Origin of the sequence: Catellatospora vulcania (genome assembly GCF_009720385.1) — a bacterium.
Taxonomy (GTDB): Bacteria; Actinomycetota; Actinomycetes; order Mycobacteriales; family Micromonosporaceae; genus Catellatospora; species Catellatospora vulcania.
In genome coordinates, this window is sequence record NZ_ML769306.1 from 104,950 (window position 1) to 124,994 (window position 20,045).

Consider the following 20,045-nt stretch of genomic DNA (forward strand, 5'->3'; position numbering starts at 1 on the left):
AGCCGCTCCATGACCAGTCCCACCCTGGGCACCATCGTCGACGCGCACCTGCACGTATGGGATCCGTCGCGTGGCGAATATCCATGGCTGGGCCCCAGCCTTGCGCCCGTGAACCGGCCCATGGCGCTACCCGAGGTGCTACCCGAGCTCGCCGACCGGGGGATCAACGCGGTCGTGCTGGTCCAGTCGGCCGACAGCGACTTCGACACCGACCTGATGTTCGAGGCCGCGGCCGCCCACCGCCAGGTCGTGGGCATCGTCGGCTGGGTGCCCCTGGACCAGCCCACCCTCGCCGCGCGCAGGCTGGCGCACCTACGTGCGGATCCGCTCTTCGCCGGCGTGCGCTCCCTCATCCACGAGCGGCCTGATCCGCATTGGATCCTCGGCCGTCCCGCCGACGCCGGCCTCGACCTGCTGGAGCAGCAGGGCGTGCCGTTCGACTTCGTCGCAGCCGGGCCACAGGCGCTGACCGTCGCAGCCGAGGTGGCACGGCGCCACCCCGGGCTGCACCTGGTACTCGACCATCTCGGCGCACCACCCCTGTCCGACGACCCCGAGCAGGCCGAGCGGTGGCGGCAGTCGCTGGAAGTCCTCGCCGGACACCCCAGGGTCTACGCCAAACTCTCGGGGCTGTACCCGGGGCGCGTCGCGGACGGCGGCGCGCCGTCACGGGCCGGCGCGCACATCCGCACCGCGCTCGGCCTCTTCGGCACCCAGCGGCTGATGTACGGCGGCGACTGGCCGATCTGCCTGCTCCACGAGCCCTACGGCCGCACGTTCGACCTCGCCCGGCAAACCCTGGCCGACCTCGACGCCGCCGGCTGGGACGACATCCTCGCCGCCACCGCCGCTCGCGTCTACCGCATCGATCCGGCGCGGCTGGCAGCCGCGGCCGTCTGATCGCCCCGGGCTGCCGCGCCGGTCAGCCCTGACGGGGGCCGTGCGGCAGCTCGGTGACGTCGAGCTGGTAGGCACTGATGGCGGTGAGCGAGAAGACAGCCGGGTGTATGCCGCCCAGCAGGCAGCTGATCGCCTGCAGCGACTCGGCGTGGGTGGCCGCCAGGCGACAGGTGGGCCAGTCCGAGCCGAAAATGAGCCGGCCCGGGCCGAACACCTCGATCGCGTGGTCCACGAAGGGCCGCAGATCGTCGACGGACCACCGCTCCCAGTGCGCGAGGGTGACCAGGCCGCCGAGCTTGGCCCGCACGTTCGCGCACTCGGCCACCGGCTGGATCAGGCGCTGCCATTCGGCCAGACCTTCCGCGCCTCCGGTTATCCACGGCGAGCCGGCTTGTTGCAGCACGAAACGCGCCTGCGGCATCGCCTCGGCCAGGCGCGCCACGGACGGCAGCTGTTCGGTGCGCGCCGCGAACTCGATGACCAGGCCGAGTTCGTCGACCACCGCCAGCCCGGCCCGCACCGCCGGATCCTCCAGGAAGTCATCGGCCTTCTCGTACACGCGCTCGTGCAGCCCCACGAGCCGCTGACCGCCGGGCCCGGCACGATGTTTGCCGACGACGTCGCCGAGGTCGGGATCGGTCAACGGCGCCCATCCCACCACGCCCAGTACCTGCGGGGTCCAGGCTGCCACCTCCAGGCACCGCGTCGTGTCCGCCGGGCTGGTACCGTCGGCCTCGACCAGCACGCACGCGTCCACGTCCGACTCGGACATGGTCGCTCGCAGTTCATCGATGCCGTGGTCCCGCCGGACGGGGGCGTATTCCGCCGCGGCGAGCCGGGGGCTGTCCGCCGCCCACAGCTGCATGTGCGCATCTATGATCATTTGGGCCGCCTGTCGTCGCCGGAAACCGTCCGAAGCGATGGCCACCACGCCCATCCGGCGGCACCGAGCGGCTGTCCGATGCCGACAGGCTGCGCTGTGACGCTCATGGAAACTGCCGAGTGCACGGTCGGCAGGACTGTCGCCGACCAACCGGAAACCAGCTCACGCACTGTGTTGGCGCTCCGAATCAAAGTGAAGATCGGCGCTGGCCGGTCCTCATGCCAGTGGATGGGACGCCGGCCCGCACGCGGCGGGTGCGGGCCGGCGTCGTCTTGTGGTGTCGGGGCGCCCGGACCTGCTGGATACCTGCAGTTCCGGACACAGCGGCGACCGACACGTGATCTCTTGGCATCAACTGCGCCAGACGCGCGTTCAATGCCTCGAAAGAACATCATACGTGTGACGTCTTAGCAAGACCCCCGTGCAAAAATCGCTCTGACCTGGCACTCAAGAATTTCCGTCAGGCAGGTAGGCCGAGGCTGCTGCGCAGCAGCCGGTTCAGTGCGCCGGCCGCAGGAAGGCCGGCTCGCGGAAGCCCAGGGAGATGCACGACGGCTGGGAGGCAGACCTGTCGTGTCAGCGGGTCGCTCGCCGGCGCGCGGCCGGCGCCGGGGCATCGGCGTCGGGCACCGGCCGGCGACGGCTCCACGAGCCGGTGATGTGGGCGCGCATGGCCACGGCCGCGGCTTCGGCGTTCTTGGCCATGATGGCGTCGTGCACGGCCTGGTGCTCGTCCAGCGTGCGGCGCATCACCGCCTCGTTGTACTCACCGTGGTAGCGCATGCTCCCGCGCGCCTTGTCGTGGATGCTGTTCACGATGGCGCGTCCGAGCCGGTTGCCGGAAGCGGCCATGACCATGTCGTGGAAGTGCGCGTCCGCCGCGGCGAACTCCGCCACGTTATTGATCTTCGAGCGCATGAGTTCGAGCGCAGCGCTGATGCGCAGCTTCTCTTCACCCGCCCGCGAGACGGCCGCGGTGGCCGCCATGTCGGCTTCGAGCGCGGTACGGGTGGCGACCAGCTCGTCCAGGAAGGAGAGGTTGGCATCGTGGGCGATGATGGCGGTGAGCACGACGTCGTCGAGAAGGTTCCACTGGCGCGGATCGGTGACCTGGGTGCCCCGGCCGTGCTCGATGCGGACGAGGCCTTTCTCCTGCACGACCTTGACCGACTCACGGATCACGGTGCGGCTGACCCCGAACTGGTCGCACAGGTCGGCCTCGGGCGGCAGCGTCGAGCCCGGGTTCAGCACTCCCCGGACGATGTCGTTGACGATCTGCTGCACCACGTTGATGCCCAACTTGGTTCCGCGGACACGCGGCGGGGCGACCTCTGCGACCGGTGCCACGGGTACGCCGAATGGGTCCGCCAAGAACTGCCGCGTCAACGTGCCCTCCAGGAGCAAATAGTCGCCGTGAGTGTAGGACAAGCGCTCACGATCTCACAGGTACGATGTCATATGTCACTACCCTGTCGGTCTCTCCGCCAAAATTCTCGCACGAAAGTGTTATGCGTGACCATCAGGCATTGCCGCATCCCAGATTCGACGTCGTCGGCTGCCTGACGTGGCGGCCGGCAAGCGCACGGCAGGGCGGGTGCGGCAGCCCGCCCGGCCGCCGCACCCGCCTGTGGAAGGGCGCGTGCCCTCCTGCCGATGGTCAGCCGGCGGCCGCCAGCAGCCGGTGACCTGCCCGCTCCGGCCGGACGCCGGGCCCGTCGAAGGACGAGGTGGCGGGTTGGAGTTCGCAGGCGCCGATCAGCTCCTCGTCCAGGACCACCCCGAGGCCGGGCGAGTCGCCGAGGACGAAGGCCCCGTCCTCGATGCGCAGATCGAGCGCGACACCGACGGGCGGCTGCAGGACCTGCAGCTCACTGGCCAGATGGTTGGGCACCGACGCCGCCGCATGCAGGAGCCCGACCGGGTTGGTGCCGATCGGGCTGACCGGCAGGTCGTGGCCGTGTGCCAGCGCGGCGACGCGCAGGAAGTGGGTGATCCCCCACACCGATGCGGTCTGCACGATGTCCAGGGCTCCGGCCGCCAGCAGCGGCCGGAACTGCTCCAGCCCGCTGAGGTTCTCGCCGCTGGCGACCGCCGCCCGGACCCCACGTCCCACCGCGGCCAGGCCCTCGGCGTCCCACCGCCGCACCGGCTCCTCCACCCAGATCAGATCCAGTGTGCGCTCCAGCTCCGCGACGTGGCGGACAGCCTGCTTGCGGCTCCAGCACTCGTTCGCGTCGAGCATGAGACCGGGCCGGGCGCCGCCGCCGGCCTCGGTCAGCACGTCGCGCACCAGGCTCAGCCGGTGCCGGTCGCGTTCGACGTCCAGGCCGCCTTTGAGCTTTGCCGTACGCAGACCGTGCTCGGCGTACTGCTGGTACGTGCGGATCAGGTCCTCGTCGTCGAGGTCGATGTCCAGCCCGGAGGCGTAGGCGGGCACGACACGGTCGCGTCCGCCCAGCAGGCGCCACAGCGGCTCCCCCGCGGCCTTGGCCTTGATGTCCCACAGCGCGGTGTCGAACGCGCCGATGGTCCCGAAGACGGTTCCGGCGTGTCCGGCCTTGAACATCTGCCGCAGCATGCGGTCGTAGAGGGCCGTGACACCGCGCGGGTCCTCGCCGTCGATCGCGGCGAAGACCGCGTCCAGTTCCACGTGCGGACCCATCCCGACGCCGGTGATGCCTTCGTCGGTGGTCACCAGGACCATCGGCACCTCGGTGAGTCCGTCGGCGTAGACGCCGTTGGCGTCGCCGACGGCACGGCCCCACTCCTGCACGGTGTTCAGGGCGCGATACCCAGTGATCCGCATGTCAGCCTTTCGTCGAACCGGCGGTGACAGCGTCGGCGATCCGGCGCTGGAAGAACAGGTAGACCGCCAGTACGGGCACGGCTGCGATCAGCACCCCTGAGGCGAACGTGGGGATGTCGGCCGTGTATTGACCGCGCAGCGACGTCACCCCGACCATGAGGGTGCGATGCTCCGCGGACGGCATCATGAGCAGCGCGATGAGCACGTCGTTCCAGCAGAACAGCGCGTTCAGCACACCCACCGACAGCAGGGCCGGCCGCCCGATCGGGAGCATGATCCTGCGGTATACGCCGTAGGGGGTGTTGCCGTCGATGCGAGCCGCGTCGACGATCTCGGCCGGTATCGCGCTGTAGTAGCTGGTCATCAGATAGATCGTGAAGGGCAGGAACTGCGCCGTGTAGGCGAGGATCAACCCGGGGTAGGTGTCGACCAGCCCGGTGTCGGCCATGGTCCGCACGAGCGGCACCATGATCACCTGGAAGGGCACGAACAGTGCGGCGAGGCATCCCAGCAGCAGCGCCCGCGAACCGCGGAACCGCAGGTGGCTCAGCGCGAAGCCGGCCATCGACCCGAACAGCAGCAGCAGTGCCACCGCCCCGGCGACCACGAGCACCGAGTTGAAGAAGTACCGCGCGGTGCCCGCAGTGGTCCACGCGGTGCTGATGTTGTCCCAGCGCAGGGTGTCCGCCAGGGCGAACCTGTCCAGGATGTAGTCGCGACGGGTCTTCATCGCCGCGTTGGCGGTGAAGACCAGCGGGTAGACGGTCGCCAGGGCCAGCAGCGCCATGGGTACGGCGATCAGCCACCGGCTCGTCCGAGCGCCGGGCATCAGTCCTCCTTGCCGGTGCGTCGCAGGAAGCTGACCTGCGCGAGCCCTACGACGAGCATGACCAGGAACAGCACCGTGGAGGCCGCCGACGCGAACGCCGGGCGGTTCATCTGGCCCTGCTGGATCCAGATGTAGTACTCCGGCAGGTAGGTCGACCCGCCCGGACCTCCGCTGGTCATCACGTAGATCAGGCCGAACATGGAGGTCAGCATTCCGATCATGGTCGTCACGAACACGAACTGGATGGTGCGGGACAGGCCCGGGATGATCACGTGCCGGATCACCTGCGGCAGGGCCGCCCCGTCGGAGCGGGCGGCGTCCAGCAGCGCGGGGTCCAGGGTCGCGAACCCGGACAGGAAGACCACCAGCGCCATCCCGAACGTCGCCCAGACGTGCACGCCGACCACGGTGAACAGCGCGACCTTCGAGTCGCCCAGCCAGTCGACCGGTTCGATCCCCACCACGTCGAGCACGCTGTTGAGCGGGCCGTCGAAGGACAGCAGGAGGTTGAAGATGGAACCGACGATCACCGGGGACAGCACCGCGGGGAAGAAGTAGACGCTGCGGTAGAGCCGGTGGCCCGGCACGCGCAGGTAGATGAACGTGGCGAGCATGCCGGGGATCGCGACCGCGACGGGAAGCAGCAGCACGAGCCACCCGACGTTGCGCAGCGCGCCCAGGAACAGCGGGTCGGCGAACAGTTCCGTGTAGTTGTCCAAACCCACGGCCGCCCCGTTGCGGTCGCCGTCTCCGGTGAAGGAGAAGTTGACGCCGAGCAGCAGCGGCCAGAGCCGGAACAGCACGATGACGAGTACGGCCGGAGCGATCAGCACGAACGGGGCCAGGCGTTCGGCCGACATCGATCCCGTCCGGGAGCGCCTGCGCGGCGCGGGGTCTGTTCCATAGGCCCGCCCCGCCCGAGCGGGGCGGGCCAACAGCGGTGGAGATTCACCGAGTGGCACAGGTCAGCTCCGGTCCGACTCGCCGAGCTGCTTGAGCGCGGCGTCGACGCTGACGGACCCTTCGAGGATCTGCTGGGACAGCCGCCCCATCAGTTCGATGGTCTTCGACGACAGCGCCACGTGCAGCGCGGGCTTGCCGGTCTTGAGGTCGGCGACGATGGCGGTGACGGCCACGCCGCCGTCGGTGGTCTTCACCGTGGTGTCGGAGACGACCGCACCGGCGTTGGTGTAGAAGGTGGTCAGCGCGTCGGTGGAGGTCAGCGAGCGCACCAGGTCGGCGGCGAGGGCCGGGTCCTTGGTCCACTTGGCGACCCCGTAGCCGATGCCGCCGTCGAACGGCAGGCTCGGCGTCGTACCGGCGGTGATGACCGGCGACTTCATCACGCCCAGGTTGTCGGGACCGATGAACTCGTTGAAGTCCTTCCAGTGCCCGATGTCGGACATCAGCCCGATGATGTTGGTCGCCTTGGCGGACTGGAAGATGCCGAAGGCGTCGGTGAACATGGTGGTCGAGTTGCCACCCTTGCTGTTCAGACCCTGGTCGTTGACGTCCTTCCACAGCTGGAAGACCTTCTTGACGTTCGGAGAGTTCCAGTCGCGCCGGCCGGCGATCCAGTCGTCGTACTCCTGCGGGGTCAGGATGCCCGAGCCGAAGGCCGACAGGAAGAACTGGATGCCGATGCCCTCCTTGTTGCCCAGCGCGAAGCAGCTGGCTTTCGTCGCCTTGGTGATGGCGGCGCAGTCGGCGGTGAAGCCGTCCCAGGTCGTCGCCGGCTTCTGCGGGTCGAGGCCCGCCTTCTTGTAGAGGTCCTTGTTGAAGTAGATCGGGTGGCCCTGCAGGGTCACCGGTGAGGCGTAGGCCTTGCCGTCCTTGGTGAACGCGTCCCAGCCGGCCAGGCGCTCCTTGTCCGGAGCGACGTACTGGTCCAGCGGCACCAGGGCGTCGACCCGGTCGCGGATCTGGCCACCGCCGTTGAACATCATGACGTCGGGGCCCTTGCCCGCCTGGATCGCCGCCCCGAGCAGCGTGTAGTACTGGTCGAACGGCTGGGCGACGAACTCCAAGGTCACGCCGGGGTGTTTCGCGGCGAAGTCGGCCTTCGCCTTCTCCACATAGGCCGTTGCGGTCTTGTCACTGGACTTCCAGTCCCACACCACGAGTTTGCCGCTCGCGGAGTTGGACGGGGGTTCGTTTCCGGTGGCGCTTCCACAGCCCGCCAAGGCCAGCGCCACCACGACGGCGGCAGGCCAGAGTACTCGCTGCTTCATTGATTCTCATCTCGAGAATGGCCGGAAGAGCCGGCCGTCCGATGGAATGCAGCAAAGCTAAGTCATATGATGTGTGATGTCAACGAACGCTTGACGCAAGGCCAGCGGTCGGTCAAAGTCAACCACCGCGAAACACCGACGACAGCGATCTGGACATGGCAGCCCACAGCACAGACGAAGCCGCACTCATCGTCGCGGCGCAGACCGGCGACCGGCGGGCGCTCGACGTCCTGATCGAGGCATACCTGCCGTTCGTCTACACCATCGTGCGCAGGGCCCTCGACGCCGACGCCGACGTCGACGACGTCGTGCAGGACACGATGGTCCGGGTCATCCGCGACCTACCCGACCTGCGCGACCCGGCCACCTTCCGCGCCTGGGTCGGCACCATCACGGTCCGCCAGATCAGCAACCACCTGCAGCGGCGGCGCACTTCCGAACCACGGGCCGGCGACCTGGCCGGGCTGTCCGAGTTCCCCGACGCCCACGGTGAGGTCGAAGGGCTGACCCTGCTACGCCTGGGCATCGCCGAGCAACGGCGCCAGGCAGCACAGGCGGCACGGTGGCTCGACGACGACGACCGCGTCCTGCTGTCACTGTGGTGGCTCGAGCTCGCCGGCCGGCTCACCCGAACCGAACTGGCGGCCGCCGCCGGAGTCAGCATCGCCCACGCCGGGGTACGCGTACAGCGCATGCGGCAACAGTTGGAGCAGTGCCGGGCGCTGCTGGCAGCGCTCGACACCCGGCCGCGCTGCGGCGATCTGGACCTGCTCGTGACCGACTGGGACGGCGTCCCGTCCTCGGCACTGCGCAAACGCCTGGTACGGCATGTCCGCGCCTGCCCGACTTGCGACCCGGCAGCCAGTGACCTGATGTCCGCCGACAAGCTGCTCATCGGCCTCGCCCTGCTGCCCGTGCCGGTCGCACTCGCCGCCGCCGTGCTCGGCAAGGCCGCCACCGTGACCTCCTCGGTGGCACTGGCCGGAGCCGCCAAAGCGGGAGTACTCGGCCAGCTGGCCAAGGCCCTCGCCGTACCCAAGGTAGCCGCAGCGGTGGTGACGGGCACCGTGGTGGTGGGCGCGACGGTTGCCGTGATCACCTGGCCCGCGGCAACGCCGCCTCCGCTGCCGGCCGTCCAGTCGCCCCCCGCTGCCGTCGCCACGCCCCCGCGCAGCCCTGCCGCTCGCCCGCCCAGCCCCAGCCGTACCCCCGGCCCGCGGCAGCAGCCTGCCCCCTCGCGCAACCCCGCCGGGGTGCTGGCGATCGGCCCGACCTCGTTGGAAGCGCTGAACGACCCTGGACTGTTCGTCACGACCGCCGCCGGTCGCGGCGTCCTCTCGTCGGTGTCGCAGACCGCCGGCACGGCGGCACGACAGCAGGCCAGCTTCACGGTCGTGGCAGGACTCGCCGACGCCAAGTGCGTGTCCCTGCGGGCCGGCGACGGTCGCTACCTGCGTCACCTGTCGTGGCGGCTGCTGCTGAGCGCTGCCGACGACACCGAGCTGTTCCGGGGCGACGCGACCTTCTGCGTCCGCCCCGCCGAGGCCGACGGGGCGATCCTGCTCGAGTCCAGGAACTACCCCGGCTGGTTCGTGCATCGCCGGGGAACCGAGCTGTGGGTCGACCTTGCCGCTGACGGCACCGCCGACTTCGGCGCGGAGAGTTCGTTTCGCGTCCGACCCCCGTTGGCGCCCTAGTGCAGCACGGCGTCCGCCCGTCGGGAGCTGCCCCGGGGGTGTGTCCTGGCTGGACCCACCCCCGGCGCGTGTCGATCAGGAGGTGAGGCAGTCCGCGCCGTTGAGGGTGAATGAGGCCGGCTTGCCGGTGTTGCCGGTGTGGGTGGCCTGGAAGCCGAGGTCGATCGATCCATTGGCGGGGATGGCGGCGTTGTAGGGCAGGTTTCGGGCCGTCACCTGGCCCGAGGTGGGCGAGTAGGCCGCGTTCCAGCCCGAGGTGATGGCCTGGCCGCTGGGCAGGCTGAAGACCAGGGACCAGCCGTTGATCGCGGCGCTGCCGGTGTTCGTGACGGTGAGGTTCTCGACCAGGCCGTTGTTCCACGCGTTGATGGCGCTGGTGACGCGGCAGGAAGCGGTGCCAGGCGGCGTCGACGGGCTGGGCGACGTGGACGGGCTGGGCGGCGTCGACGGGCTGGGCGAGGTCGACGGGCTGGGCGGCGTCGACGGACCGGAGGTGGTCAGGCCGAAGAACGCCACGGCAGAGGCGGCCATGCCGCCCGACGGCAGGCTGTGCCCGGCCCCCTGGATGCTGAGGGCCTCGACCTGCGTGGTGCCCGACGCGTCGGCGAAGCGGCGGCGGTTCCAGTTGGCCTGCGGGGTGTCGGAGGAGGTGGGCGTCTGGCTCAGGCCGTGTACGTTCGTCCACTGCTCCACCGACTCCTGCAGCAGCGAGTACGGCACGAGGGTGTCGCTGGTGCCGTGCCACAGCTGCACCCGCGGCCGGGTGCCGGTGAAGCCGGGAATGACCTGCCGCACCGCGTCACCCCACTGCTGCGGGGTCCGGTTCATGTTTCCGCCGGTGCACTGGCTGGCTCCAGGCGGGTAGTCGGCCGCGTTGGCGAAGCAGTTGAACGGCACGCCCATGAAAGCCGCGCCGGCCTTGAACCGGTCGGGGTAGAGGGCGAGCATGTGCTGGGTCATCATGCCTCCGGAGGAGCTTCCCGTGGCATAGACCCGGTTCTGGTCACCGCCGTACTGGAGGCCGGCGTAGGCGACCATGGACATGATCGAGACCGGGTCGCTGCCGCCGTCGCGGCGCTTGGCAGCTGCCGACCACGTGTCGAAGCATCTGCCGAAACCGGCCTCCTGCATGGCGCTGGGGTAAATGACGATGAAGCCGTACTGGGCGGCCAGCGACGCGAACTCGCTGCCGGAGTAGAAGCCGGGGCCCGAACCCCCGCAGCCGTGCATGGCCACCACGATCGCGGGGTTCGCCGGGCGGGCGTCGGGCACGTAGACGTGCATGCGCATACCGCCCGGGTTGCTGCCGAAGTTGCTCACCTCGACCAGCGACGCCGCGAAGGCGGGTTGCATCGCCGGGATGGTGAGTCCGGCCACCGCCAACGACGTGGCGAGTGCGAGCAGTAGCTTGCGATTGATTCTCATTCGTCCATCTCCTTTGCCCACGATGGGCTGCCGGCTGACAGCTGAGGCATGGCGGCCCGACGCGGTGGCGGTCATCCCGCCGATGCCGTCGGGCGGCGCCCGTGACCCGGCCCGGATGGTCACGTGAGCACGCGCCGCGCAGGTCCGGTGTGGCCTGTGTCGCTCCTGGCCCTGACGATCTGGTCCCGCCCGTCATCGTGTGACACATAGTGTGTCCTCGAAGGCATAAAACTGTCAATCGAACATCCCCGATAGATCATCGATGCCGGCCGTGCCTGCCTCGACTCAGCCCACGACGTCGGCCGATGGGTCGATTCGTGGTGCGTTACGGTCGTTGGCGACATCCACCTCGATCCACGCCGGAGCAGCCCACGTGACCAGCCCCTTCGATATCGAGGAGATGTTCCCGCAGGACGCGGTGGGGGCGGTCCGGCTTCCCCGGCGGCAATCCGGCAACGCGCCGCAGGGCCTGGCGGTGACGCTGCTTGCCGACTACACCCTGCGCACCCGTGCCTGGCTGCCGTCTGCCGCGATCACGGCGCTGCTCGGCGAGGCCGGGGTGAGCCCTGGCGGTGCCCGAACGGCGATAAGCCGGCTGACCCGCCGGGGTGTGCTCGAAGGCAGCCGGCAGGGACGCACCAGTTCCCACCGGCTGACCCAGCCCGCCGCCGCCCACCTGTCGAGCGGTGGCAGCTGGATCGCGTCGTCGGCGTCGGCGACCCGGGCTTGGGAAGGCTGGTGGACGCTGATCGCCTTCTCCCTGCCCCAGGAGGAGAACACGCAGCGGCGAGCGCTTCGCGGCCAGCTGCGCTGGCTGGGATACGCACCCCTTTTCGACGGGCTCTGGGTCTCCCCCGACGGGTTCACCGAGCAGGCCCGGGCGCAGCTGGCTGAATTCAACCTCGGCGCGATGACCGTGTTCCAGGCCCGGCACGTGGAGTTCGCGGCCGCCGGCGGCCGCAACCCGGTCGAGGCGTGGGACATCCCGGCCATCGCCGCGGAGTACGAGTCCTTCGTCGGGCGCTGGAGCGCGCTGCTGCCCCGGATACGCGGTGGGCGGATCCCCGGCGCCGAGGCGGTGCGGGCCCGCACCGAGGTGATGGACACCTACCGTCGCTTCCCCACCCTCGACCCTCAACTGCCGCTGCAGCTGCTGCCGTCAGGGTGGCTGCGCCAGCCCGCCCTGGAAGTGTTCGCCGCCGTCTACGACGGTCTGGCCGCGGTTGCCGAAGAACACGTGCGGGCCGTGGTGGCCCGCCACGCCGACGGTGCCCAACTCGGGATCAGTGCGCACACTGTCGCCGACATGCTCGCCGGGGTACGCCACGGTTCATCCGCCGAGGTGCCCGCCCCGCCGCACCGGCTATGACCTGACCGCCGCGTTCCCGGCGACCGCCCGGCCTTCGCCCCGGGCCTGTCGGTCAGGTCCGGGGCGATGGCTTCGAGCAGGGCGTCGGCTAGGCCACGGAGCGGAGGCTGAACCGCTGGTTGGCCTGGCCGTTGCAGTCGTAGAGCTGGACCTGGGCGCCGTTGGCGGTGCTCCAGACGTCCAGGCAACGCCCGGACTGCGCACCGGTGATGGTGCCGTTGGCGTTGACGTTCCACTGCTGGTTGGCCTGGCCGTTACAGCTGTAGATCTGGACCGCCGCACCGTTGCCGGAGCCGGCCGCGTCCAGGCACTTGCTGCCGAAGACCTGCAACTGCCTGCTGGAGGTGTAGGTCCAGCGCTGGTTGGTCTGGCTGTGGCAGTCGTACAGCTGCACCCGCGTGCCGTTGGTCTGCGACGAATTGGGCACGTCGATGCACCGCCCCGACTGCGCGCCCACGATCTGGTTGACACCGCCCGCCGGAGGTGTGGGCGAGGAGCTCGGGGAGGGCGGGGCCGTCGGCGAGGAGGTCGGCGACGGCGACGCGGGTGGCGACTGCGGCGGTGACGGCGTGGCGGCGTTGAGGGCGTTGAGGACCGAGGTGTAGGCGGACTTCGCGCGTCCACTGCCGTCGAACAGCAGCGGGCTCTCGCTGGAGCGCCAGGAGTCGCTGTCGCGTACGCCCCACACCGTGATGCCGATGCAACGCGCCACGTTCATGCACGCCTGGGTCAGCCCCGCGTACTGCGACGTCGACGCGTTGGTCACGTCGACCTCGGTCAGCGCCACGTCCACCCCGAGGGCCGCGAAGCTGGACAACGTGGTCTGGAAGTTGCCCGGCAGCGAGCTGCCACCGGTGAAGTGGGTCTGCAGCCCGACACAGTCGATCGGCACGCCCCGGGACTTGAAGTCCTGGATCATGCGGTACACACCCTGGGTCTTGCCGTAGCTCCAGTTCTCGATGTTGTAGTCGTTGTAGCAGAGCTTGACACCCGGGTCCGCCGCACGAGCCGTGCGGAAGGCCACCTCGATCCAGTCGTTGCCCGTGCCCTGCAGGTTCGACGACCGGCGGCTGCCGTCCTCGTTGAACGCCTCGTTGACGACATCCCACGCCGCGAGCTTGCCCCGGTAGTGGGCCATCACGCCGTTGATGTGATCGATCATCGCCTGACGCAGCGCGCTGCCATTGAGGCTCTGCATCCACCCCGGCTGCTGGGAATGCCAGGCCAGGGTGTGGCCGCGCACCTTCAGCCCGCGCTGGGTCGCCCAGTTGTAGATCTGGTCGCCGGAGTTGAAATTGAACTGGCCGCGCTGCGGTTGCAGGGCGTCGGGCTTCATCTCGTTCTCGGCCGTGATCATGTTGAACTCACGGGCGGCGATCGTGGTGTACGTCGAGTCGCCGAGCCTGCTGGCGGCGATGGCGGTGCCGAAGTAACGCCCCGACTGGGCGGCGGCGGCACCGAGGGTGCTTGCCGCGGCGCTCGCGTTCGGGATCACGAGCACGACCGTCAGCAGCGCGAGTGCGCCGGCCGCACCGGCAAGCGCGGCCATCCGAAGCGGTGATCGTCTCGTCCGGGCGTCGCCACCGTACGCAGTGGATTGTGCCGTCATCATGGGTTCCTTTCTGGCCGGTGCTGCGACGTGTCGGGCGATCGGCCGCAGTGCCGTGGGGGCGGGCATTGATACCGGGGCATGTTGCCATGCTCCGCACCGCGTCGCAATGGCCTACTTCCGATAATTTCCGGAACACGCGTCCGGTCAATGTGGTACCCCCTTCGTGCCGACGCGCTCCCCGCGCCCTCGTATCGAATCGATACCCCCAGCTAGTTGCCACTGATTCTTGATCTGCTTCGATGCGTTCGGACAGCTTCCCGAAGGCCACCGTGACACGGGATCTCATCGTCCATCCAGACCAGACCGAAACTTCCGAACCACCTTCGGAACGCGTCACCCGCCCGGGAACCCCCTCGGCCACTCGGCAGGCATCCGAACGGGTCGATTGACACTTTTCTGTCCGAGAGGCAAGCTGTGTGACACACGTCGTCGATGGAGCCCGACGACGTACGCGAACAGGGACCCGGCATGCGGGCAGGGCAGGCCGGGCCAACCCCACTTTGTTGCTACTGAGGAAGTCTCATGACACGAATGACCACCCCAGCCCGGCGCCGCTGGATGCTGAGCAGCCTGCTGACCCTGGCGCTGGCCGGCGCCGTCCTGCTGGTGCCCCGTCTGGCCGAGGCCGGACCGACGGCCGGATGCGGCCGGACCCCTACGCTGACCAACGGGACCCACTCGATCCAGAGCAGCGGTCAGAGCCGCAGCTACATCCTGAGCATCCCCAACACGTACACCAACACCCGGCCGTACCGGCTCGTCTTCGGCCTGCACTGGCTCAACGGCACGGCCAACGACGTCGCCACCGGCGGCGCGGACGGCGCCGCCTGGGCCTTCTACGGGCAGAAGCAGCTGTCGAACGACAGCACGATCTTCGTGGCGCCGCAGGGCATCAGCAACGGCTGGGCCAACACCAACGGCCGCGACGTGACCCTGGTCGACGACCTGATCAGGCTCGTCGAAGGGGACCTGTGCGTGGACACCAGCCAGGTCTTCGCCATGGGCTGGAGCTACGGAGGCTCGATGAGCTACGCCCTGGCCTGCGCCCGCCCGGCGGTCTTCCGCGCGGTCGTGGTCTACTCCGGCGCCAACCTCAGCGGCTGCAGCCCGGGCACCCAGCCCGTCGCCTACTTCGGGATCCACGGCACCCACGACAGCGTGCTCAACATCTCCAGCGGGCGCGCGGTGCGCGACACCTTCGTACGCAACAACGGGTGCACGGCGCAGAGCCCACGCGAGCCGGCCCAGGGCAGCCTGACCCACATCACCACCGTCTACGCGGGATGCCGGGCCGGGTATCCGGTCCAGTGGGCCGCGTTCGACGGTGACCACGCCCCCCACCCGGTGGACGGAACGACCGCGACCAGCGGCACGCGGACGTGGACCTCGGCCGCGGTGAACACATTCCTGGCCCAGTTCACCGGCAGCCCCTCGCCCAGCGCCTCGCCTTCCGGCAGCGCCTCCCCGTCCAGCAGCCCCTCGCCGAGTGCGCCGTCCTCGCCGAGTCCCTCCCCGAGCAGCCCGGCGCCGTCCTCGCCCGCCCCTGGCGGGGCGTGCAACGCGAGCTACCGGACGACCAATTCGTGGCCGGGCGGCTTTCAGGGCGAGGTGACGGTCACCGCCGGCAGCTCGCCGATCACCGGCTGGACCGTTCAGTGGACGCTCGGCAGCGGCCAGGGCATCACCCAGGTATGGAGCGGAACCGTGTCCGTCAGCGGTTCGGCCGTCACGGTCCGCAACGTGTCCTACAACGGTTCACTGCCCGCGTCGGGTTCGACCACGTTCGGGTTCCTCGCCGGTGGAATTCCGTCCACTCCTTCGCTGTCCTGTAGCAGCGGCGCCTAGGTGTACCGGGAGGGCCTTTCGCTCGGGATGCACGGCTACTCGCGCACCCCGGCCGGAAGGCCCTCCTCCGCGCCGAAAATCACCATGGCAATACTGTTATCCCGGCCCCTGCAATACGGTCGCGATACCGCGCGAACGCACGGCCCCGCGCCGTCACCGACCTTTGCAGAGCTGGCTTGACCTGGAACTACTGCCCCGCTGGAAGAAGCCCGACAGCCAACGGTCCGCATAGGATTACATTTACGACTGCCACTTGATGACGACGTAACATTGTGGCAATCTCGTCCGCATCGATGGGCGCGACAGCCGTCGATCGGAACGCAGTTATCACGCACGGCGAGACAGGGCCCCTGCCGGCTCGCGAATGTGAGCGCTCACAACGGCGGCACGGGATCTGTCACGCCCCCGCTCGACGGCAGAAAGGCAAAGACCATGTCCAAGAGCCTACGCCGGCTCGCCGTGGCGGCAGCCACGCTGGCGATGACCGCGGCAGGACTCGCGACGCAGAGCAGCGTCGCCCACGCCGAATCCAACGGCGGGGTACGGGTCATGCCGCTGGGAGACTCGATCACCGAGGGCACCCAGGTGCCAGGCGGCTACCGCACGGGCCTCTGGCAGCGGACCACCGCCGGCGGCTACCGCGTCGACTTCGTCGGCTCCCAGTTCAACGGTCCGGCCAACCTCGGCGACCACGACCACGAAGGCCGCCCCGGATGGCGGATCGACCAGATCGACGCCAACGTCACCGGCTGGCTGCAGAACACGAACCCGCACACCGTGCTCCTGCACATCGGCACCAACGACGTGCTGCAGAACCACCAACTCTCGGGCGCGCCCGGCCGGCTGTCCACGCTGGTCGACCGCATCACGAACGTCGCACCGACCGCGGAGGTGTTCGTGGCCACCATCATCCCGCTGAGCAACAGCGGCCAGGAGGCCGCCGCACGCGCCTTCAACGCCGCCATCCCCGGCATCGTGCAGGCCAAGGCCAACGCCGGCAAGCACGTCCACCTGGTCGACATGCACAGCGCGCTGACCACCGCCGACCTCATCGACGGCGTCCACCCGACCGCGACCGGCTACGACAAGATGGCCGCCACCTGGTACACCGCCCTGCGCTCGGTGCCCGGCAGCATCGGGACCCCGGGCACCGAGCCGGCGCCGTCCGCGCTGGTCAGCGCCGCCTCCGGGCGCTGTCTCGACGTGCCCGGCAGCAACACGTCCAACGGGGTCCAGCCGATCATCTGGGACTGCAGCGGCCGGGACAACCAGCGCTGGGCGGTCAGCGGTCAGACCCTGCAGTCCCTGGGCAAGTGCCTGGACGCGCCCACCGGCGCGACCGCCGGGTCCAAGGTCCAGCTCTGGGCCTGCACCGGCGCGGCCAACCAGCGCTGGAACCTCAACGCCAACGCCACCATCAGCAACGCGGCCAACGGGCTCTGCCTGGACGTGTCGGGCAACTCCCCCGCCAACGGCACACCGGTGATCCTGTGGAACTGCACCGCCGCCGCGAACCAGCGGTGGACCCGGACGTAGACCTGTCGCGCCCGCATCCGCCCCGCTGACGTACCAGAGCACCAGATCGCCGGCCCGGCTTCCGCCACAGTAATGGCGGAAGCCGGGCCGGCGATCTGAGGTGGTCGTCAGCTGCGCAGGCTCCATTGCTGGTTGGCGCCGCTGTTGCACGACCACAGGACGATCTTGGTGCCGTTGGCGGTCGCCGCGCCCGTCGCGTCCGCGCACAGCCCGGACTGGACGTTCGAGATGGTGCCGTTGGCGTTGAGGTTCCACTGCTGGTTGAGTCCACCATGGCAGTCCCAGATCACGACCGCGGTGCCGTTGGTCGTGCCGGCCCCGGACGCGTCCAGGCACTTGTTGCCGTACACGGTCAGCTGCTTGCCGCTGGTGTAGGTCCACCGCTGGTTCGTGCCGCCGTGGCAGTCCCACAGCTGGGCCTGGCTGCCGTTGGCGGTCGCGCTGCCGGGCACGTCGATGCACCGGCCCGACTGGCCGCCCACGATCTGCACGTTCTGCCGGCCGCCGCCACCACCGCTCTGCTGCCTGACGATCGACTTCGACTCCGCCGACCGGGTGCCCTGCGCATCCACGACGTAGAGCCGGTAGTCGCCCGGCGACACCGGGACGGCGATGGTGGTCGCGGTGCCGCCGGCGCGGGTCATCGTCGGTCCGGCGACGAAGGCGGTGGTGCCGGAGGGAGCCAGCCAGATGGACCGGGTCGCGTCGCCGGTGCTGCGGACCGGGATCGACGACGCCGAGCTGGTGACGAACGTGCTGGCCGGCAGCACGTAGTCAGGCACCGAGAGGTTGGCCGGCGGGACGATGCCCCGGTAGGCGTCTTCGAGCCCGGAGTTGACGGCGATGCCGTAGGCCGCCGCCGGCCAGACGTAGTCGGACGAGACGAGGATGTCCTGGACGGTGCTGTTCGGCAGGTTCTTGTTGGAGACCTTGTTGATCGGGCCGTACGTCTGCGTGATGCTCAGATCGTGCTTGCGCCCGAAGTCGTCGGAGTTGATGAGCCACGTGACGTTCTTGTCCACGCTCAGCACGTTGTCGCGGAACGTCAGGTACGCCGACCCCTCGTCGGGGTGCAGGCCGTACTTGTGGCCGGACGGAACTCCCTGCAGGTAGTTGTTGGTGATGGTGGTCCCCGGCTGGCTGCCCAGGGTGTAGATGGGCGCGGTGTCGCTGAGGCGCTGCACCGTGTCGATGATGTGGTTGTAGCTGATGTTGTTGTTCTTCGCCGTCGTCGTCGGGCGGTTGGGTGTGATCGAGCCCGCCGAGCCGTCGAAGTTCCACCAGCCCCAGCCCATCGTGATGCCCGACCACGGCGCCTTCTCGATGCGGTTGCGCTGCACCGTCAGGGTGTCGACGAAGTACGCCGAGATGGGGCTGTGCCCGTTGAACAGCACCGCGCTGTCGTAAAGGTAGTTGTTCTTGATCTCGATGTTCTTCGGCAGCCCCTCGACCTGGGCGGAGTACTTCTCGCGATTGGTCGAGGTGTGGTCGCCGATGAACACGTGCTGCGGATGGCCCACGCTGATGGCGCTTCCGGCGACGTCGTTGGTGAAGTTGCCTGTCAGCTGGGTGTTCTGCACGTCGTTGACCAAGCTGATGCCGTCGGCGCCGGTGTGCTGGATCTTGTTGCGCTGCAGCACGATCCCGTCGGCGTTCTGGACGTCGATGATGCCGGGAGTGACATCGACATTGCGGTAGTAGTAGACATGGAAGTTGCCCTTGGCGTAGGCGATCGCGCCCAGGTTGCCCTGCTGTGCCTGCTTGAACGCCGAGCCGGCGACGTTGAACAGGTTCCAGTCCGAATGCTGCACCGTCAGGCCCGACAGGGTGATGTTGCGCGCGTGGCTGCCGGTGGAGGTGCCGGCGATGCGCAGCAACGTGGTCACGTTGTTCGGCGCGAAGACCGTCGCGGTTGCCATGTTCTCGGCGCTGCCCTTGTAGTAGTACAGGGTCCGGCTGGTCTTGTCGAAGTGGAACTCGCCGGGGGTGTCCAGGAACTCGTAGGCGTTCATGACCTTGTGGGAGCCGCCCACCTGGGCATTGCCGTTGAACGCGCCCTGGGCGATGGCCGCACCCGGTTGCTGGAACAGCGCCACCCGGTTGCTGCCGTCGGTCGTCACCTGGCGGACTCCCACGATGGCCGTGGTCCAGGTCGTGCCCGTCTCGATCTCGATGTCGTCCTGGTTGCGGGCGACGGCGGGAAAGTCCGCCGAACTGTATCGAGCCCCGTCGCACTGCGAACCCGACTCCCAGGCCCACGACGCCTGCCCGGCCGTGATGTTGTACGTGCCCTGGCAGCCCGCCGAGCTGATCGTCTTGGCGGCCATGAACGCCCGCTTGTCGTTGACGTACAGCGTGCGCAGCTTGTTGGCGCGGTCCAGGGGCGCCTTCCAGATGTTGCCGCTGTGCTGGGTCCATCCGGTCACCTGCACCCCGCCGTCGAGGACCGGGGTCTCGTCGGCGTATGCGGCATAGACGACCCGGTACCCGTTGGTGCCGGAGTCACCGGCCCCGAACTCGATGGTGCTGCTCACCGGATACCGGCCGCCGCGCAGATACACGTGGATGTCGCCGGTCATGCTCGCGTTCACCGTGCGGACGGCGTCGCGCGCGCGTTGCACTGTTCGCCACGGTGAGCTGATGGTGCCCGGGTTGGCGTCGTTGCCGTCGGGGGCGACGTAGTAGGTCGCCTGAATCGCGGCGGAAGCCGGCGCCTGGTAGACGACGGTGGCCGCCAGCGCGGCGGAGACGAGCACCGCGCCCGCCAGCAGCGATCGTCCCACGATCGAAAGAGCTGATCTCACAGGTGTCCTTCCGATTGTCGCCGCATGGTCGCCGGGCCGGCACGCTCGACGTGCCGGCCCGGCGACCCAGCGGGTGCGGTGGGGACGGGGGGGTGGTGGTTGGGGGCG

At 69.1% G+C, this 20,045-nt stretch carries 14 protein-coding genes; 5 read left to right on the forward strand and 9 right to left on the reverse strand.

The annotated features are described in order from the left end of the window. Positions 1-9: 9 nt before the first annotated feature. A complete protein-coding gene (locus F6W97_RS13795; protein ID WP_155370704.1) occupies positions 10-900 on the forward strand; it encodes an amidohydrolase family protein in 891 nt (296 codons plus the stop codon). A 22-nt stretch (positions 901-922) separates the two neighbouring features. Here F6W97_RS13795 and F6W97_RS13800 read toward each other — a convergent pair whose 3' ends face one another. The 6 genes from F6W97_RS13800 to F6W97_RS13825 all read right to left on the reverse strand — a co-directional run bounded on the left by F6W97_RS13800 (position 923) and on the right by F6W97_RS13825 (position 7,649). After that, positions 923-1,837, reverse strand: a complete 915-nt coding sequence (locus F6W97_RS13800) for an amidohydrolase family protein (RefSeq protein WP_155370705.1) — start codon at positions 1,835-1,837, stop codon at positions 923-925. Positions 1,838-2,359: 522 nt separating this feature from the next. Further along, positions 2,360-3,211: a FadR/GntR family transcriptional regulator gene (locus F6W97_RS13805; RefSeq protein ID WP_155370706.1), complete on the reverse strand. Its 852-nt coding sequence runs from the start codon at positions 3,209-3,211 to the stop codon at positions 2,360-2,362. Positions 3,212-3,440: 229 nt separating this feature from the next. Continuing rightward, positions 3,441-4,589, reverse strand: coding sequence for a mandelate racemase/muconate lactonizing enzyme family protein (locus tag F6W97_RS13810; protein WP_155370707.1), 1,149 nt, complete (start codon positions 4,587-4,589; stop codon positions 3,441-3,443). Position 4,590: 1 nt separating this feature from the next. Beyond that, a complete protein-coding gene (locus F6W97_RS13815) occupies positions 4,591-5,418 on the reverse strand; it encodes a carbohydrate ABC transporter permease (protein ID WP_155370708.1) in 828 nt (275 codons plus the stop codon). Then, positions 5,418-6,278, reverse strand: coding sequence for a carbohydrate ABC transporter permease (locus tag F6W97_RS13820; protein ID WP_155370709.1), 861 nt, complete (start codon positions 6,276-6,278; stop codon positions 5,418-5,420). Before F6W97_RS13820 ends, F6W97_RS13815 begins: the two co-directional genes overlap by 1 nt. A gap of 105 nt (positions 6,279-6,383) precedes the next feature. After that, a complete protein-coding gene (locus F6W97_RS13825; protein ID WP_155370710.1) occupies positions 6,384-7,649 on the reverse strand; it encodes an ABC transporter substrate-binding protein in 1,266 nt (421 codons plus the stop codon). Positions 7,650-7,804: 155 nt separating this feature from the next. On the opposite strand from F6W97_RS13825, the gene F6W97_RS13830 reads away from it, so the two are divergent. Further along, positions 7,805-9,346 (forward strand): sigma-70 family RNA polymerase sigma factor, encoded by a 1,542-nt coding sequence (locus F6W97_RS13830; RefSeq protein WP_155370711.1) that lies wholly within the window; start codon positions 7,805-7,807, stop codon positions 9,344-9,346. A gap of 75 nt (positions 9,347-9,421) precedes the next feature. Here the strand turns inward: F6W97_RS13830 and F6W97_RS13835 are convergent, their stop codons facing one another. Then, on the reverse strand, positions 9,422-10,771 hold the full coding sequence (locus F6W97_RS13835; RefSeq protein WP_155370712.1) for an extracellular catalytic domain type 1 short-chain-length polyhydroxyalkanoate depolymerase: 1,350 nt from the start codon (positions 10,769-10,771) through the stop codon (positions 9,422-9,424). 373 nt (positions 10,772-11,144) lie between these two features. Here F6W97_RS13835 and F6W97_RS13840 point away from each other — a divergent pair, with 373 nt between their 5' ends. Continuing rightward, positions 11,145-12,140 (forward strand): PaaX family transcriptional regulator, encoded by a 996-nt coding sequence (locus F6W97_RS13840; protein ID WP_155370713.1) that lies wholly within the window; start codon positions 11,145-11,147, stop codon positions 12,138-12,140. Positions 12,141-12,228: 88 nt separating this feature from the next. On the opposite strand, the gene F6W97_RS13845 is transcribed toward F6W97_RS13840, so the two are convergent. Next, positions 12,229-13,689: an endo-1,4-beta-xylanase gene (locus tag F6W97_RS13845; RefSeq protein ID WP_230686663.1), complete on the reverse strand. Its 1,461-nt coding sequence runs from the start codon at positions 13,687-13,689 to the stop codon at positions 12,229-12,231. A gap of 594 nt (positions 13,690-14,283) precedes the next feature. Here F6W97_RS13845 and F6W97_RS13850 point away from each other — a divergent pair. Beyond that, a complete protein-coding gene (locus F6W97_RS13850) occupies positions 14,284-15,597 on the forward strand; it encodes a CE1 family esterase (protein ID WP_407924574.1) in 1,314 nt (437 codons plus the stop codon). Positions 15,598-16,029: 432 nt separating this feature from the next. Beyond that, the gene (locus tag F6W97_RS13855) at positions 16,030-17,133 is read left to right on the forward strand and encodes an RICIN domain-containing protein (protein WP_155370716.1); all 1,104 of its coding nucleotides are present in this window, start codon (positions 16,030-16,032) and stop codon (positions 17,131-17,133) included. Between the two features lie 107 nt (positions 17,134-17,240). Here F6W97_RS13855 and F6W97_RS13860 read toward each other — a convergent pair whose 3' ends face one another. Beyond that, positions 17,241-19,937: a ricin-type beta-trefoil lectin domain protein gene (locus tag F6W97_RS13860; protein ID WP_155370717.1), complete on the reverse strand. Its 2,697-nt coding sequence runs from the start codon at positions 19,935-19,937 to the stop codon at positions 17,241-17,243. Between the last annotated feature and the right edge of the window lie 108 nt (positions 19,938-20,045).

Coding starts and splice junctions, on each gene's coding strand:
- F6W97_RS13795 (WP_155370704.1), top strand. CDS start 10: ATGACCAGTCCCACCCTGGGCACCATCGTCGACGCGCACCTGCACGTA.
- F6W97_RS13800 (WP_155370705.1), bottom strand. CDS start 1,837: ATGGGCGTGGTGGCCATCGCTTCGGACGGTTTCCGGCGACGACAGGCG.
- F6W97_RS13810 (WP_155370707.1), bottom strand. CDS start 4,589: ATGCGGATCACTGGGTATCGCGCCCTGAACACCGTGCAGGAGTGGGGC.
- F6W97_RS13815 (WP_155370708.1), bottom strand. CDS start 5,418: ATGCCCGGCGCTCGGACGAGCCGGTGGCTGATCGCCGTACCCATGGCG.
- F6W97_RS13820 (WP_155370709.1), bottom strand. CDS start 6,278: ATGTCGGCCGAACGCCTGGCCCCGTTCGTGCTGATCGCTCCGGCCGTA.
- F6W97_RS13825 (WP_155370710.1), bottom strand. CDS start 7,649: ATGAAGCAGCGAGTACTCTGGCCTGCCGCCGTCGTGGTGGCGCTGGCC.
- F6W97_RS13830 (WP_155370711.1), top strand. CDS start 7,805: ATGGCAGCCCACAGCACAGACGAAGCCGCACTCATCGTCGCGGCGCAG.
- F6W97_RS13835 (WP_155370712.1), bottom strand. CDS start 10,771: ATGAGAATCAATCGCAAGCTACTGCTCGCACTCGCCACGTCGTTGGCG.
- F6W97_RS13845 (WP_230686663.1), bottom strand. CDS start 13,689: ATGGCCGCGCTTGCCGGTGCGGCCGGCGCACTCGCGCTGCTGACGGTC.
- F6W97_RS13850 (WP_407924574.1), top strand. CDS start 14,284: ATGACCACCCCAGCCCGGCGCCGCTGGATGCTGAGCAGCCTGCTGACC.
- F6W97_RS13855 (WP_155370716.1), top strand. CDS start 16,030: ATGTCCAAGAGCCTACGCCGGCTCGCCGTGGCGGCAGCCACGCTGGCG.